Consider the following 15,068-nt stretch of genomic DNA (forward strand, 5'->3'; position numbering starts at 1 on the left):
CAGAGGGGAACGAAAAGGTTCCCCCCTTGCTGCTATTTACAGCGAAGCGCAGACCAGTTGAACGCCGGGGTCGCGCACGTCTTGCGTGCAGGCGGGCAGGACACCCGCGCACCCGGCACGCACGTGGTTCAATAATTCTGCGCTTCGCTGTAGGAGTATACCGATGATTACCGACTGCGCATCGCGTCGCGTATCGGGCGCCAGCCGACGACCTGAATGCCCTGCTCACGAACCCAGGCGCGCAGTTCGGCGCTGCAAAACGCCTGGTAATCGGCGACGCGGGCGCGCCAGTCGCTGGCAATGGCGCGTAGTTCCGGCGTGTCAATCGCCGGATGGATGATCAGGTACGTCAGCCCCGGTTTCAATGTGCCAAGCACCTGTTTTGCCGTCTCGATCCGTTCTTCATACCGGTCGAGCGGCATGCCGATCAGATCATCGACCATCACCACCCCCTGCGCCTCCAGGTGTTGTGCGCTCTCACGCGCAAAGGCAATCATCTCGTCCGGCATGCCCTGTTCACGCATGCGTTCCTCGCTCAGGCGTGGCACAAGCGGCGGCACATGCACGCGCGCAGCGGCAGCAAGGTACACCGGCAGCATATGAGGGGCAAACACCGATCCCATATGCGAATCAATATGGGTCACATCGATACCGCTTGCGAGCGCCCTGTCGATCTGAGCGTTCAGTTCCGCAGCAACCGCAGCCGGATCGGCGCGCTCCTGAACCATAGCGGTCGTGCGGTGGAAGTACCCCTCATCGTCCAGCAACCCCGATGCCGGTTCGCGTGTACTGAGCGGACCCCAGCGACAGGCTTCCCATTCGCAGGTGAGCGTGGCGTGGACGCCAATATCAACGGCGGGGTTGGCGCGGGCATATGCGGCGACTGCCGGAAACCAGGGGCAGGGAACCATCGTCGCCGCCGACGAGACCAGCCCCGCGTCGAAAAGTTCTGCAACGGCGGGAATGGTCGCGTGGCACATGCCGAGATCGTCGGCATGGATGATGACGACCCGATCATCGGGGCGGAAACCGAGATGTGCCAGGATTGGGTTCATGGGAGTACTCCAGTGTTATGGTGATAATCGTTCGATGATCCATCCGTCGTTGGTGCGTCGGTAGCGCAGACGATCATGCATGCGGTTGGGGCGTCCCTGCCAGAACTCGATCATATCAGGAATAACCCGGAACCCGCCCCAGTATGGCGGGCGCGGGATGTCGCGGTCGGCGTAGAGCGCCTCCAGTTCGGCGACACGCTGTTCCAGTTCGGCGCGACTGCTGATGACCGCGCTCTGGCGCGATGCCCATGCGCCAATGCGATTGCCGTTCGGTCGTGAGACGAAATAGGCGTCGGATTCCTCCGGCGAGACCCGTTCGACGCGCCCTTCGACGCGCACCTGACGCTCCAGTTCGGGCCAGTAGAACACCAGCGCCGCCCACGGGTTGGCTGTCAGTTCCAATCCCTTCCGGCTCTCATAGTTGGTGAAAAAGACGAACCCGCCAGCATTCACTCCCTTGAGCAGCACCATCCGTGCTGATGGTTTGCCATCGGGGGTGGCGGTTGCCAGCGTCATGGCATTCGGTTCAATCAACCCGGCGTTGAGCGCCTGATCGAACCAGTGCTGAAACTGGCGCAACGGATCGGGGTCGAGGTCGGACTCACTCAACCCGTGCAGGGTGTACTCTTTCCGCAGATCGGCGAGAGGCATACGTCGTGCTCCTTTTTCAGACAACCGCCGCGCCTCAGAGGGCGCATGCCAGATGACGAGCCAAAGCCCTGCGGGCTGAATCAATCCAGCACGCTCCACATCTCCCCCTTCTCCCCTTGTGGGAGAAGGGGGCAGGGGGGATGAGGGGCTCACAGGGGTAGATTTTTTGGCAAGCCCCTGCGTGCCATCTCCCGTTTCAGCCATCAGGACGCCCAGAATCCCCCTTCTCCCCGTGTGGGAGAAGGGGGTTGGGGGATGAGGGAGCGAATCCCTCATCGTACTGCCCGCGCATAGACCGCCAGCGTCTCTTCGGCGGTGCGCTGCCACGAGAACGTTGCAGCGCGCCGACGCCCGGCATCGCTCAACGCCGCACGCAGCGCCGTATCTGCCAGGACGCGGTCGATTGCCGCTGCAAGCGCCCCCGGATCGTCGGGATCGATCAGCAACGCTGCATCGCCAACGACCTCTGGCAGACTTCCAGCGCGGCTACAGATCACCGCTGCACCGCATGCCATCGCTTCCAGCGGCGGCAGGCCGAACCCTTCGTAGCGCGACGGATAGACAAAGATCAGCGCACCGCTGTACAGGGCGGGAAGATCGGCTTCCGCAACCGCTCCCAGATCACGAATGGCGGGATGGTCAAAGGATAACACCCCACGGTCACGGTGACCGGCGAGCACGAGCAAAGGCGCTGCCTCGCAACGTCCAGAAGCCGACCTGCGCCACGCCTCTACCAGTGTACTAACGTTTTTGTGCGGCTTGTCGGATGCCACACAGAGGATGTAGCGGTCTGGCAGGCGATAGCGTGTTTTCACCTCCGCCACGATTGCCGGGTCGGCGGGGCGGAAGCGCGCGTCGGCGGCGCCGTACACCACATCGATGCGCGCTGGCGACATGCGGTATACGCGGGCAATATCGTCGCGTGCGCAGCGTGACAGTGTGATGACCCGTCGCGCCGACCACAACGCCAGCCGGGTCGAGAGATCGAAGAACAGGCGCGCGCGCAGCGACGACTCACGTGGGAAGAGGCGCGGAATGATGTCATAGAGCGTCACTACGACAGGACACGGGAGACCGGCATAGGGAAAGAGATAGTAGGGTGCATGGAAGAGATCGGCGCGCGCCTGCCGCAGCAACGCAGGAAGAGCAACCTGTCCGGCGACGCTGAAGGGAGGTGGAGCGGCAAGCGCCAGCACCTGCGACGCACGCAGCAGATGCCCCAGGTCATAGCGCGTATTTGCGGCAGCGAAAGAGCCAGGTCGTTCGTGTGTGCGGCGCGGCGCATCCGACGTGGAGAGGAACACAAACTCGTGCGGCGCGTCCAGGGAGACCAGCGCCGATGCCAGGCTGAACACATAGCGTCCGATTCCCGGAAAGTGATCATTGACAAAGCGCAGGTCGAGCGCGATCCTCATAGCAAGTAATGAACCTCGTGCTATAATGACCAGCATCGTCAGCAGTGGCGCTGCGGCGCAGAAAGGAGCCATTTTCCCATCTCCGCCGCGCCGCTGAGGATAGCACGCTCCCTGGGGTGCGTCAAGATTGCACATCTGTGATGGCACTCGGGTTGACGAGTATCTGCCAGCATACCGGACATCGTATGATCCGCATTGTCCTGATCCTGATCCTGACGGCATGGTTGTCGGCATGCACACTCCCTGCGCCGCCACAACCGACAACCCCGCGCCCGACGGCGCCGGTCATTCTTGAGATCACTCCAGCGCCGACGCTGGATGTGGACGCCACTGCGACCGCATATGCCACATTGCTCGTTCCCTCACCGACGCCAGCCGGGCTGTACATCGTTCAGCCGGGCGATACGCTGAGCGAACTGGCAATCGCATTCGGCACAACGGTTGCTGAGATCATGGCCGCCAACGGCCTGACCGATCCTGATTCATTGCAGGTCGGGCAACCGCTGATCATCCCCTCGCTGGTGGATACATCGCCGTCGCTGCGGGCAACGCCGACCCTTAGTGCGGGGACGGCGGATCAAACTCCGGCGCCGGCAACCCCGACACTGGCGACCCCGTAGTGACCGGAAAAATGGCGCTTGACAGGCGAAGCGATTTTCGGTATATTTGCAATGTCAATCCTTCAAAATTGCCGTTCAGGCGTAAAGGAGGTGATGCCCATGAGTAATAAGCGTAAGGGCATCACTGTCGAGGTGGTGCGCTAAGTCCATCCGCGGTGATGCCCAGGGCAAACAAAGAACCCTCGCAACAGCGAGGGTTTTTTGATTCCGGGGAAACGAAGACTATTCTTCTTCCTCTTCCTTCGACTCGCGGCGTTCGCGCACCAGTTCCGGCTCGGCTGGCGTCTCGGCTGCCGCCTCCTCTTCTTCGCCCTCAGCCGCGCGCGTATGCGCGAGACCCACCACCAGTTCCTCGCCGGGGGTCACCAGCGTTACGCCGGGCGGCAGCATCAGATCGCGCGCGTGGATACTCTTGTCGAACGAATCGAGCGCGCTGATATCGACCGTGATGTGAGCAGGGATTGCGGTTGGCAGCGCACGGATTTCGATTGTGCTCAACACCTGGTTCAGCACTGCTTCGCCGCTTTCGACAAGCGGCGACTTCCCTTCGATATGGAGCGGGACGGCCACCTCCACCTCCTGGCGCAGATCGACCGCGCGGAAATCGGCATGAATAATATCGCGCGTCACCGGATGGCGCTGCAACGCATGGATGAACGCTGCGAGCGGCGGATGACCGGCGATGTGCAGTTCGATCAGCGAGGTGCGCCCGGCCTGGCGATAGATCGCCTGGAAACTGCGCGCATCGATCTGCACGGCAATTGGTTCGATGCCCTTCCCATAGACTGTCGCCGGCAGGATGCCGCTGCGCCGCAGCCGTTTGACCTTCTTGCCCAAAACCGAACGCGGTTCGAGCGATAGTGTGAATTTTTCCGACATACTGAAATCGATGCTCCTTATCGTGTTGCAAATACCTTCGCCTCAAGCTAAGGGCATTGCCCGGTAGCTCCGAGTCGCGCATTGTACTATACCGCGCGACGAGATGCAAACCGGGCGTAGTGAGGGAGAAAAAGTAGAAAATATGGGCTTGACAAGAACAGGTGTGTTATGTCATAATGAATCTACCACAAAAGTTCTATCGAACAGGCTTGCGGTTCTGTGGAACGGCGCCAGATGAAAGGGCAAAACGTATGCGATCATCAGATCAACTCTCGGCGCGGCAGCGCGATATTCTTGGCTTCATCGAGGAGTTTACCCAGGAACACGGCTATCCGCCCTCCATCCGCGAAATACAGGATGGTCTGCGCATTTCCTCGACATCGGTTGTTGCCTACAATCTCCGCGCTCTGGAGAGCAAGGGCCTGATTGATCGCGACGGCAGGGTATCGCGCGGCATCAAGATCAAGAACATGACACCGATGCCCCTGAGCCGTGCGCAGGGCGGTCGGGTGCCGCTCCTGGGTGTCATTACCGCCGGTCAGCCGCTGCCCAACCCGGAAGACACGAGCACCACCGCCGTCGAGATGATCGAGGTTCCTGTCGATCTGGCGCCGCCTGAGAAATTGCAGAACGTCTATGCACTGAAGGTGCGTGGTCATTCGATGATCGATGCGCTGATCGACGATGGCGATATTGTGCTGATGCGCTATCAGGAGACCGCCGATAATGGTCAGATGGTCGCGGTGCGCATCGAGGACGATAATGCCGTGACGCTCAAGCGCTTTTATCGCGAGGGCGATAAGGTGCGTCTGCAACCTGCTAACGTCACTATGGAGCCGATCTACGTCGATGCAGCGCGCGTTCATATTCAGGGGCGCGTCGTTGGTGTGCTGCGGTCGATGTGGTGAAACGAAGCTTCTGCGCCCTGTGCTATGTTGCTCAGGGGCGAAGAGTATACAGGTGGGCAAAGGTACTGCCTTTGCCCACCTGCCATTATGGGGCAGAAGCGTCATGTCCCGGCGCCGCTGCGACGACGCCAGGTCACGCTACGACACAATCGGGCGGAATTTGTAGCCGTACACGATCAGACCCGTCGGTCCAAGATCACGCAGGCGGCGCGTGACCATTTCGACCGGCATATCGATTGCGACCTGATCAGGATCGCAGTCGGTGAGTTGCGCGGTTACCAGCGGTCCTTCATCCAGACGCACGAGCGCCACTAGGTACGGCGGTTGATCGTCGAACCCTTCCGGCGGTTGGCGCACAACGCTGAACGAGTAGATGCGCCCACGTCCTTTCAGGATATATGGCTCCCATATATCTTCACGTTCGCCCGGAAGCGGCGGCGCGGGCGGAAAACGCACTTCACCGGTAAGCCGGTTGCGTTGCCCCTCCAGACGGTACCGCGCATGGCGAAGACGCCAGTGTTTTGCCAGATCCATCGTTGAACCTCCACCTCATTCGAGCGCAAGAATGTGTGTTGCGACCGTGGCGCCAATGCCTCCCATGCACTGCGCCAGTGCGACGCGCGCGCCGTTCACCTGTGCTGCGCCTGCCTGCCCGCGCAACTGTGCAACCAGTTCGACAATCTGATACACGCCGTTGGCGCCAACCGCGTCACCGCGCGCCTTGCACCCGCCGCCGGTCGCCAGCGGCAACCGCCCCTTCGGCGTGATTGCGCCTTCACGCGCCAGCGCTACGGCTGTTCCACGTTCGGCGAACCCACTCGATTCAAGCGCCAGCGCGGCTGCGATACCGTGCGGGTCGGTCACATCGAATACCTGCACGTCACTATGCGTCAGGCGCGCCGTGCGCAGCGCCGCCGCTGTGGAGTGCGCCGCTGCCGGGAACCACAGTGGATCGGGGCGGCTGTGCAGCGCCAGCGTGTCGGTCGCCGTCGCCGAGCCTGCGATGCGCACCGGCGTGGCGCAGAGTTCGTGCGCCAGACCTTCGCTGGCGATCAGCACGGCAGCCGCGCCATCGGCAGCGGTCGAACAGTCGAGCAATCCGAGCGGTTCGGCAACCATTGGGGCGCTGCGCACCTTCTCGGCGGTGATCGCAAAACGGTACATCGCGCGTGGGTTGGCAACGCCATTCGCGTGGGCATTGACCGGGAAGGGCGCAAAATCGTCGGCAGTGTAGCCGTACTCGTGCATGTAGCGCCGCATGAGCAACGCCCAGAGCGCAGTCAGCGTCACCCCGTGAATGGCTTCCCAATCAACATCGGTAGCCAGCGCCAGCGCCGCTTCGCGCCGCGCATCAAGCACATCGGTCACCTTTTCGACGCCAACAACCATTGCCAGATCGACCGCACCGGCTGCAACGGCCAGGCATGCCTGGCGCAGTGCCACTCCACCCGACGCGCCGCCTGCCTCGACGGTCACGGCTTCGACACCGGGGATGCCAGCGGCGGTTGCGATCAGCGCAGCCATCTGACTCTGGGTGTGCAGCGATCCGCTGAGAGCGCTGGCAACATAGAGCGCGCCAATCCGTGATGCAGGGATAGTCCCCAGCGCACCGGTCAACGCCTCGATTGCGAGTGACGCGGGGCTGCGATCCCAGTGTTCTCCAACCGGCGTTGCGCCGGTTCCAATAATATAGACATGTCGCATAACCATCACTCCATCACCAGTTTGCCGCGCCACTTGACGTACACGGCGTAATCGACAAATGTTTCGCGCGCCAGATAGGCGGCGGTCAACGGTGCGCGATCACGACGATCCGGCAGCGCATCAGTCACCCGCAGCGCATAGGCGTCGGAGCCTGCGCCTGAACCGTAGGTGGTCACAAAGATCGTATCGCCTGGTTGCGCCACATCAAGAATGGCGCACAGACCGAGCAACGCCGCTGCCGAATAGGCATTGCCAATCTTCGGCGAGAGCAACCCCGGCGCGATCTGCTGCGGCGTGAACCCCAGTTGTCGTGCCACCGTCTGCGGGAAGCGCGTATTCGGTTGGTGGAACACGGCATAGGTGAAATCCGACGGCTTTGCGCCCAGATCGTGCAACAACTTTTCGGCTGCGCTGCGCACCGTACCAAAATAGGCAGGTTCGCCGGTGAAGCGATGCCCGTGCACCGGGTACGCCGTATCGGCGCGGCGAAAGAAGTCAGGGGTGTCGGTTACATACGAGGTGGTTCCCTCGATGACCGCGACCGCATCCATCGCCGGACCGACGATCAGCGCAGCTGCACCGGCTGCGGCAGTGTACTCCAGCGCATCGCCCGGACGACCCTGCGCCGTGTCGGCGCCAATCGCAAGCACATACTCCGCCATGCCGCTGCCGACCATTCCCATCGCAGCGGTCAGTGCTTCAGAACCGGCTTTACATGCGAATTCCCAATCTGCCGTGCTGACCCACGGCGTTGCACCGAGCGTCTCGGCGACCAGCGTGCCGGACGGTTTGACCGAGTAAGGGTGGCTCTCGCTGCCAACCCAGACTGCCGACAGGCGATCGGGCGTAATGCGCGCCCGCGCCAGCGCGTTGCGCGCCGCTTCTATCGACATTGTGATCGTATCTTCGTCGGGACCGGGTACGCTCTTCGAGTCGACCGGCGTTCCGCTAGCGCCATCCCAGATGCGGGCAATCTCCCGCGCTGCGATACGGAAGCGCGGGATGTAGACGCCATACCCCGTGATACCGACAGGTCGTTCAGGCTTCATCATAAGAAATGCTCCTCCAGACACACGAAAAGAGAACGCGGAACGCACACCGTGCGTCTGCACATACGTGGTTGCATCACAACGGCGGGATGCAGCGTTCCGGGTTCTCTTCCAGGTCGTCAGTCAGGTGATGTCAAACGTCAGGTATCTTTCCCCTTCGCTGTCTGTGCGGCGTGGTCTGACGAAGCGCGGGATCAGACGCGCTGCTTGAACGCCCTACCCGCCAGATACAGACGTGGTTTCAACCACTGCGGCGGAGTGGTCCGGTTCCATTGCAGACGGCGCCTGCCCTGTTCCGGCAGCGCGCAATTCCGTCAGGAGCGCTTCGGCGCGAGCTGGCTTAATCTGGCGTTCCTGCACCATACGCGCTGCAATGATATCCACTTCAGACCCCTGCGCGCCGGCAGCCAGCGCGATCTGGCGCGCGTGCAGGCTCATATGCCCGCGCTGAATGCCTTCCGTCGCCAGGGCGCGCATTGCAGCCAGGTTCGACGCCAGACCGGCACAGACGCAGATCTCCGCCAGTTCGTGCGCGTGGGTGACCCCAAGCAGTTTGAGCGCTGCCTGAGCCGCCGGGTGAACCTTCGTCGCACCGCCGACAACGCCAACCGCGAGCGGCATTTCGAGCGTGCCGACCAGGTTGCCGTGCGCATCACGCTCCCAGTGCGACAGTGATGTGTACCGACCGCTGCGTGCAGCGTAGGCGTGTGCGCCAGCTTCGACGGCGCGCCAGTCGTTGCCGGTGGCGATCAGCACCGGATCAATGCCGTTCAGGATCCCCTTGTTGTGGGTCGTTGCGCGGTACGGATCGACGACCGCAAATGCATACGCCCACAGAATCCCTTCGACAACCTCTTCGCCGCTCAGACCGTCGCGCGCCAGCGACTGCGCTGGCACAATCGCCCGCGCCCGCGCCAGGCGTCGGTCGCTCAGGTTCGAGAGGATGCGCAGGTACGCCTTGCCGCCGCTGATCTCTTCGAGCATCGGCGCCACTGCTTCTGCCATGGTATTGATTGCATTCGCGCCCATCGCGTCGCGGCAGTCGATGATCAGGTGCACCACCAGCATTGGTCCCATGGGGCTGGTTTCAAAGAAGCGCACCTCGATATCTTTGGCGCCGCCGCCGAGCGCTACCAGGCTGCTGCTCTGGCGATTGGCGAGTGCCAGAAGAGCGTCGCGCTGCGCCAGGATGTCGTACCGGGCGCGCTGCGGATCGGCGACATGAACCAGTTGCACCTGACCGATCATGAGGGGCGGGGTTGAACTGGCCTGGAACCCGCCGCCATCACGAACCAGTTTTGCCGCATAACTTGCGCCTGCCACGATCGATGGCTCCTCGACCACCATCGGGATGAGCACATCGCGTCCGTTGATCAGGAAGTTGGTCGCAATACCAAGCGGCAGTTCAAAGGTGCCGATTACGTTTTCGATCATCTTGTCAGCGCGCTCGACGGTCAGGGCGCCATTGCCGCCGTGGAGCTGGCGCAGATCCTCATCATTCAGCCCGTCGAATGACCGGACGACTTCCAGGCGTTCGCGGGGGCTGAGGTGATAGAACCCGCTGATCCGTGAGTTGCGCGTTCCCATATGCGTGTTGTTTCTCCTGTGATGTTTTGCACATTCCGTAGTTTGTTACGGGCGAGTATAGCAGGGAGATCCCTTCAAATACCCTGTGAAAGCTGTCAAAACCTATCAAACATCTGTCTGACACTTTCGTGGTACGATACCAGGGTATGCAAAAGCTCTTCATGTTCTCCATGGTAATGTGTATCGTTCTGGCGGCATGCAGTCAGTCGCCAGGCGACGCTTCTCTTCCTGCACCGACGTTTATTCCCCTCGACACGGCGCTCGCCTCGCCTCGAAGATCAGGACCCATCGGGGCGTACCTGCTGATCGACGCAAGCGGCGCGCGCCTGGTTGCAGGGTTGAGTTTCAGCGCTGGCGCAACCCCTCTCCCCACCGATCCGCCTGATCGCCAGGTGTGGCTCGATCCCGATGACCGGCTCGCCGATATCGTCAGGCGCGCTCAGCCTTCCGGTGATGCGCAGTACCTGGCGGTCGCCGTCAGTGGTGATCTGGAAGGACCAGGAGCGTTCGGACCGGAGGGCGCCTTTGGTTACCGGATGCGCGCGCCGACCCTCACGCCGCTTCCCTGGCAGGAAACGACGGTCGCGCTGCTGGCGGCGCTGCCGCCATCCGGTCAGGCGGTGCGGGTGACCGGTGCGCTGGTTGCCAGCGCCGGCGAAGCAGTGCTCGTCGAGGCGCTTGATCCCGGCGGTGCGCCAGCGCCCCAGGCGCGCCAGGTGAAACTGCGCGCCCCGTTGCGCGACGCCGCACTCCTGGCACGCCTCACCGCCGCCCCCGGCGGCGCGGTGCGCTACGGGATGGTACAGGTCGAAGGGATCTGGCATGACGGCGCGCTGGTTCCGCTGGGGATCAGGAAGGTTGAGGGGTGAAGGGGGCAGTGTTTCCCCTCGTTCCCCTGCCTCTTCTCCTGCTGCTCCTCATACCCCCGCCCCCCTTTCAACCCACACGGGGAGAAGGGGAAGGGTGGCGTCCGGATGCGCGCCGGAGGCGCGCGCACCGGAGGTGGCGTCTCTCCCGCTCCTGGAGCAGGGTGCACGACTCTGGCCCGCGCAGGCGGGCTTCACCTCGTAGAGCCGAGGGCGTATGGTCTTTGAGTAAATATAGCAGTTCTCACAAAGATTGGGCTTGTCGGGCGGGGTTGCACCCGCCATCGAACGCAGACGCCTTGTGCGCCATCCCTCCGCGTGCTAGTATAATCTAACGGGACACGGTATACCGTTCTGCGCCAGGTTCACGAGATCGCCGCGGAGTGTTGGGTAGCCGTGTCCTTCAACGCGACCAAGCCGAACAGTTATCTGGGCCCTCAAACCCGCATATGCTAGCAAGGCTGGCGCCGTTTTCCTCAGGAGGTTCTGTGTATGGCTTCCCGTGAGTCGCTCTTTATCGGCATTGATGTCTCCAAACAGACGCTGGATGTGGCGTTTGGCGCCGACCCGCACGCGCCACGCGAGACGATACCGTCTACCGACGAAGGTGTCCAGCTCCTGGTCACGCGACTCCAGCGCCTGCAGCCGACCCTGATTGTGCTGGAGGCGACCGGCGGGCTGGAGCGCATGGTGTTCGCCCAACTGCTCCAGGCTGGCTTGCCGACGGCGCGGGTGCAGCCACGCCGCGTGCGCGCCCTGGCGCACGCGGAAGGACGCCAGGCGAAGACCGACCGCCTGGATGCCCGGTTGCTCGCCCGCTTTGCCGAACGGGTGCGCCCGCCGCACCACCAGGCGACGGACGAGCAGCGCGCATCCTTGCGCGACCTGCTGGTCCGGCGGGAGCAGTTGATTCAGATGCGGACGGCTGAGATCAATCGGTTGACGGCTGCCGCGCCGAACCTCCGCCCGGGCATCCAGCAGCATATTGATTGGCTGGATCAGGAGATCCGTGCGCTTGAGCAGGAACGCGACAACGAGGCGGAGCGCACCGACGAGGTGCGCCGGAAACGGGAGCTGCGCGACAGCGTGCCCGGCATCGGCGCGATCACCGCACTGAACCTGCTGCTCCGCCTGCCCGAACTGGGGACCATCAATCGCACGGAAGCGGCGGCCTTTGTGGGCGTTGCGCCGTATGCCAATCAGAGCGGCGCACAGCACAAACCCCGGCATATCTCCGGCGGCAGGAGGGATGGGCGCAGCGTGTTGTACATGGCGACCCTGGCGGCCACGCGGCGCCGTCTGGTCAGGCGCGCCTTCGATCAGCGCCTGTGTCAAGCTGGCAAGCCGCGCAAGGTCGCCATCGTCGCTGCGATGCGCAAGCTGCTGACTATTCTCGGCGCAATATTGCGTCAGCAAAAGCCCTGGGATCCGGCTGTGCATACGAGCGCCCCTTGACAAGCAACACAGTTACTCCGCGTCTCTATGTGCATCAGACCAGCTCACGCGGAGGCAGCGCGGTTCCCGCAGGGACTGTTGGACGGGGCTGCACCCGTCGCCGGACGCGGGCGCCTTGTGCGACACGGCAGACCCGGACGATGGTCAATGTATCTGAGAACTGCTATAATCCGCCAAAGCCCGCGCAGGCGGGCTTTGCATTCCATAGCCGAGGGCTTCAGCCCCACGGCAAGGGCGCATACCGGATGTATTGCTCAATCTCCATCAGCCCGACGGCTCATTCGGCAGAGCGGATTCAATGCTCAATCTCCATCAGCCCCACGCCAGGCGCCCCTATCGGCTATCAGCTATCGAGTATCGAGTATCGGCTATCGCCTATCGCCTATCGCCTATCGGCTATTCAGAACCCCGCCGCCTGGTTGCCAGAAGGTGCGCTATCTGCACTATAATGGCATCTCACAGAGAACGTCCTGCGCAGTGATTGATCGAACCAGACACCATCGGAGGGCGCGCGGGACACTCTCCGTCATCCGCTCACGCATGAGAGAAGTCGAACAAAAGCCGTGTTTGCCAAACTTCTGATAGCCAACCGCGGCGAGATCGCCGTTCGGATCATTCATGCCTGTCACGCGATGGGTATTGCCGCCGTTGTCGTATACAGCGAGGCGGATCGTCGGGCGTTGCACGTGCGCATGGCGGACGAGGCGCTGCCGATTGGTCCCGCGCCTGCGCCGGAGAGTTATCTGCGCATCGAGGCGATCATCGAGGCAGCGTTGCGCGCCGGTGCGCAGGCGATCCATCCCGGCTACGGCTTCCTCTCTGAACGCGCTGCTTTTTCGCGCGCCTGCCGCGATGCCGGTCTGGCGTTCGTCGGTCCTCCGCCGGAAGCGATCGAGGCGCTGGGTGATAAAATCGCCGCGCGCCGCCTGGCGCTCGCTACCGGCGTCCCGGTGGCGCCCGGCTACCACGGCGCCGATCAGAGTGACGAGACGCTGCTGCGCGAGGCGACGCGGATCGGTTATCCGTTGCTGATCAAAGCCAGCGCGGGTGGCGGTGGACGCGGCATGCGGATCGTCACGAACGCCGATGAACTGATGCCGGCGCTGGAGAGCGCCCGCCGCGAGGCGCGCGCCGCGTTCGGCGATGATACGGTCTTCCTGGAAAAGCTGATTGCCCGTCCGCGCCATATCGAGGTCCAGTTCCTGGCGGACGCCTATGGCAACGCCGTGCATCTGTTCGAGCGCGAGTGCTCGATCCAGCGTCGCTACCAGAAGATTGTCGAAGAATCGCCCTCCCCCGCGCTGACTCCCAAACAGCGCGAGATGATCGGCGAAGCGGCAGTGCGCCTCGCGCGCGCCGCCGGTTACGTGAATGCCGGTACTGCGGAGTTCCTGTACGACGAAACTGACGGCAGTTTTGCATTCCTTGAAGTCAACGCGCGCTTACAGGTCGAACATCCGGTCACCGAGGCAGTGACCGGCGTCGATCTGGTGCAGTTGCAGATCGCTATCGCCGGCGGCGCGCGCCTTCCCTTCCGCCAGGAAGATGTGCAGCAGCGCGGGCATGCCATCGAGGTGCGCCTCTGCGCCGAAGACCCGGTGACCTTCCTGCCAGCCGGTGGACGGCTCACGCGCTTCGATCTGCCGGACGATATTCGTTGTGATAGCGGCTTTGAAACCGGTGACGAGGTAACGCTGTACTACGACTCGCTGCTGGCGAAACTGATCGTTCATGCCGATGATCGCTCCGTCGCAATTGCGAAGTTGCGCACCGCCCTCGATGCCTGCACCGTCGAAGGCGTGACGACCAACCTGCCGTTGTTGCGCGCTATCGCTGCACATCCGGCATTCGCCGCTGGCGAAACGACCACCGATTTTCTGACGACCCATCAGGTAGCGGCGCGTCTCCCTGCGCCTGCGCCTCTGCCGGACGAGGTGGTGCTGGCGGCGGCAATCGCCGATGTTCTCGCGCTGCCGTTCGGAAGAGCCGCTGCGCGCGATCCGTGGTCTGCGCTGGGACCGTGGCGCCTGCTGCGTGCCGATATGCCGCTCCGCTACCGTGACGGGGAACGCGAGCGTTGTGTGCGCGTCACCGAATGCGCCAGCGAGTGGCGCGTTGAGATCGATGGAACGACCTGCACCGTCGGGGTGCTGGCAACGCACCCCGATCACCTGATCGTGCGCACGACGGACGGACGCATCGAGCGGTTTGGCATAGCGCGCGACGGCGCCGGGTTGCGCGTCGAATGGCAGGGGAAGCGTTTTTATCTCTCTCACGCAACGCTCGATGTTGAACATCTTGGGGTGCGCGGGCATAGTCACAGCCGCGCCGGATTGGAAGCGCCGATGCCAGGCACGATTGTGCGCATTCTGGTGAACGAAGGGGATCGCGTGGCGGCGCACCAACCGCTGGTGGTGCTGGAGGCGATGAAAATGGAACATATCGTCGCCGCCCCTCACGACGGCATCATCCTGCGTCTGCCCTACGCTGTCGGTGCGCTGGTCGCCAAAGGCGCAACGCTGGTCGAAATGGAAGAAGGGTGATGAAGGATGAGGCGCGAGGCGACGTAGGGGCGCAGCGCGGCGGCGCCCGGATCGGCAGCAGCGGGGGTTTTGGAGATACAGAGTTACCTTGATTGCTAGTTCATGTTCGTACAGATGAGTGCAATGAGCGTTGCGTGCACCTTCAGTTCAAACCCGGCATTGGTACGTGCGTAAAGCCGCTCAATGCCCATCTTCTCCAGTTGACTGTTGACCGTCTCAATCGTATGACGATATGCGCGCAATTCGATGGCGTCCATAAACCAGGCGTGCGGACGCATGGTCGCCCGGCGCATCGGGACCAGGCGCACCCCCGTCTCCGCCAGGATGCTGGCCTCA

Annotated in this window: 13 protein-coding genes and 1 pseudogene; 5 read left to right on the top strand and 9 right to left on the bottom strand. The window is 62.8% G+C overall.

Annotated elements, in window-relative coordinates:
• Positions 1-167 precede the first annotated feature (167 nt).
• From ROSERS_RS02185 to ROSERS_RS02195, 3 genes are all read right to left on the bottom strand, one after another.
• Positions 168-1,055: a polysaccharide deacetylase family protein gene (locus tag ROSERS_RS02185; RefSeq protein ID WP_011955210.1), complete on the bottom strand. Its 888-nt coding sequence runs from the start codon at positions 1,053-1,055 to the stop codon at positions 168-170.
• Between the two features lie 15 nt (positions 1,056-1,070).
• Entirely contained in the window at positions 1,071-1,706 is a 636-nt protein-coding gene (gene pdxH / locus ROSERS_RS02190; RefSeq protein WP_011955211.1) for a pyridoxamine 5'-phosphate oxidase, read from the bottom strand.
• Positions 1,707-1,978: 272 nt separating this feature from the next.
• Positions 1,979-3,193: a glycosyltransferase family 4 protein gene (locus ROSERS_RS02195; protein WP_232282747.1), complete on the bottom strand. Its 1,215-nt coding sequence runs from the start codon at positions 3,191-3,193 to the stop codon at positions 1,979-1,981.
• Between the two features lie 113 nt (positions 3,194-3,306).
• Between ROSERS_RS02195 and ROSERS_RS02200 the strand changes: the two genes are divergently transcribed.
• Complete coding sequence (locus ROSERS_RS02200) at positions 3,307-3,741, top strand: LysM peptidoglycan-binding domain-containing protein (RefSeq protein WP_083763355.1); 435 nt, start codon at positions 3,307-3,309, stop codon at positions 3,739-3,741.
• 222 nt (positions 3,742-3,963) lie between these two features.
• Here the strand turns inward: ROSERS_RS02200 and ROSERS_RS02205 are convergent, their stop codons facing one another.
• Positions 3,964-4,620: a 50S ribosomal protein L25 gene (locus ROSERS_RS02205; RefSeq protein WP_011955214.1), complete on the bottom strand. Its 657-nt coding sequence runs from the start codon at positions 4,618-4,620 to the stop codon at positions 3,964-3,966.
• A 251-nt stretch (positions 4,621-4,871) separates the two neighbouring features.
• On the opposite strand from ROSERS_RS02205, the gene lexA reads away from it, so the two are divergent.
• Entirely contained in the window at positions 4,872-5,528 is a 657-nt protein-coding gene (gene lexA / locus ROSERS_RS02210; RefSeq protein WP_041332785.1) for a transcriptional repressor LexA, read from the top strand.
• Positions 5,529-5,666: 138 nt separating this feature from the next.
• Here lexA and ROSERS_RS02215 read toward each other — a convergent pair whose 3' ends face one another.
• The 4 genes and pseudogenes from ROSERS_RS02215 to ROSERS_RS02230 all read right to left on the bottom strand — a co-directional run.
• Complete coding sequence (locus ROSERS_RS02215; protein WP_011955216.1) at positions 5,667-6,062, bottom strand: Zn-ribbon domain-containing OB-fold protein; 396 nt, start codon at positions 6,060-6,062, stop codon at positions 5,667-5,669.
• 15 nt (positions 6,063-6,077) lie between these two features.
• Positions 6,078-7,232: a thiolase C-terminal domain-containing protein gene (locus tag ROSERS_RS02220; protein ID WP_041332788.1), complete on the bottom strand. Its 1,155-nt coding sequence runs from the start codon at positions 7,230-7,232 to the stop codon at positions 6,078-6,080.
• A 5-nt stretch (positions 7,233-7,237) separates the two neighbouring features.
• A complete protein-coding gene (locus ROSERS_RS02225; RefSeq protein WP_011955218.1) occupies positions 7,238-8,284 on the bottom strand; it encodes a hydroxymethylglutaryl-CoA synthase in 1,047 nt (348 codons plus the stop codon).
• Positions 8,285-8,497: 213 nt separating this feature from the next.
• Positions 8,498-9,871, bottom strand: a pseudogene (locus ROSERS_RS02230) (hydroxymethylglutaryl-CoA reductase, degradative); the annotation flags it as partial.
• A gap of 158 nt (positions 9,872-10,029) precedes the next feature.
• On the opposite strand from ROSERS_RS02230, the gene ROSERS_RS02235 reads away from it, so the two are divergent.
• The 3 genes from ROSERS_RS02235 to ROSERS_RS02245 all read left to right on the top strand — a co-directional run bounded on the left by ROSERS_RS02235 (position 10,030) and on the right by ROSERS_RS02245 (position 14,732).
• Positions 10,030-10,737 (top strand): hypothetical protein, encoded by a 708-nt coding sequence (locus tag ROSERS_RS02235; protein WP_232282748.1) that lies wholly within the window; start codon positions 10,030-10,032, stop codon positions 10,735-10,737.
• Between the two features lie 489 nt (positions 10,738-11,226).
• A complete protein-coding gene (locus ROSERS_RS02240; RefSeq protein ID WP_011955221.1) occupies positions 11,227-12,189 on the top strand; it encodes an IS110-like element ISRfsp2 family transposase in 963 nt (320 codons plus the stop codon).
• A gap of 563 nt (positions 12,190-12,752) precedes the next feature.
• A complete protein-coding gene (locus tag ROSERS_RS02245; RefSeq protein ID WP_011955222.1) occupies positions 12,753-14,732 on the top strand; it encodes an acetyl-CoA carboxylase biotin carboxylase subunit in 1,980 nt (659 codons plus the stop codon).
• Between the two features lie 95 nt (positions 14,733-14,827).
• On the opposite strand, the gene ROSERS_RS02250 is transcribed toward ROSERS_RS02245, so the two are convergent.
• The gene (locus ROSERS_RS02250; protein ID WP_041332792.1) at positions 14,828-15,040 is read right to left on the bottom strand and encodes a hypothetical protein; all 213 of its coding nucleotides are present in this window, start codon (positions 15,038-15,040) and stop codon (positions 14,828-14,830) included.
• Positions 15,041-15,068 lie beyond the last annotated feature (28 nt).

Origin of the sequence: Roseiflexus sp. RS-1 (assembly GCF_000016665.1) — a bacterium.
Taxonomy (GTDB): Bacteria; Chloroflexota; Chloroflexia; order Chloroflexales; family Roseiflexaceae; genus Roseiflexus.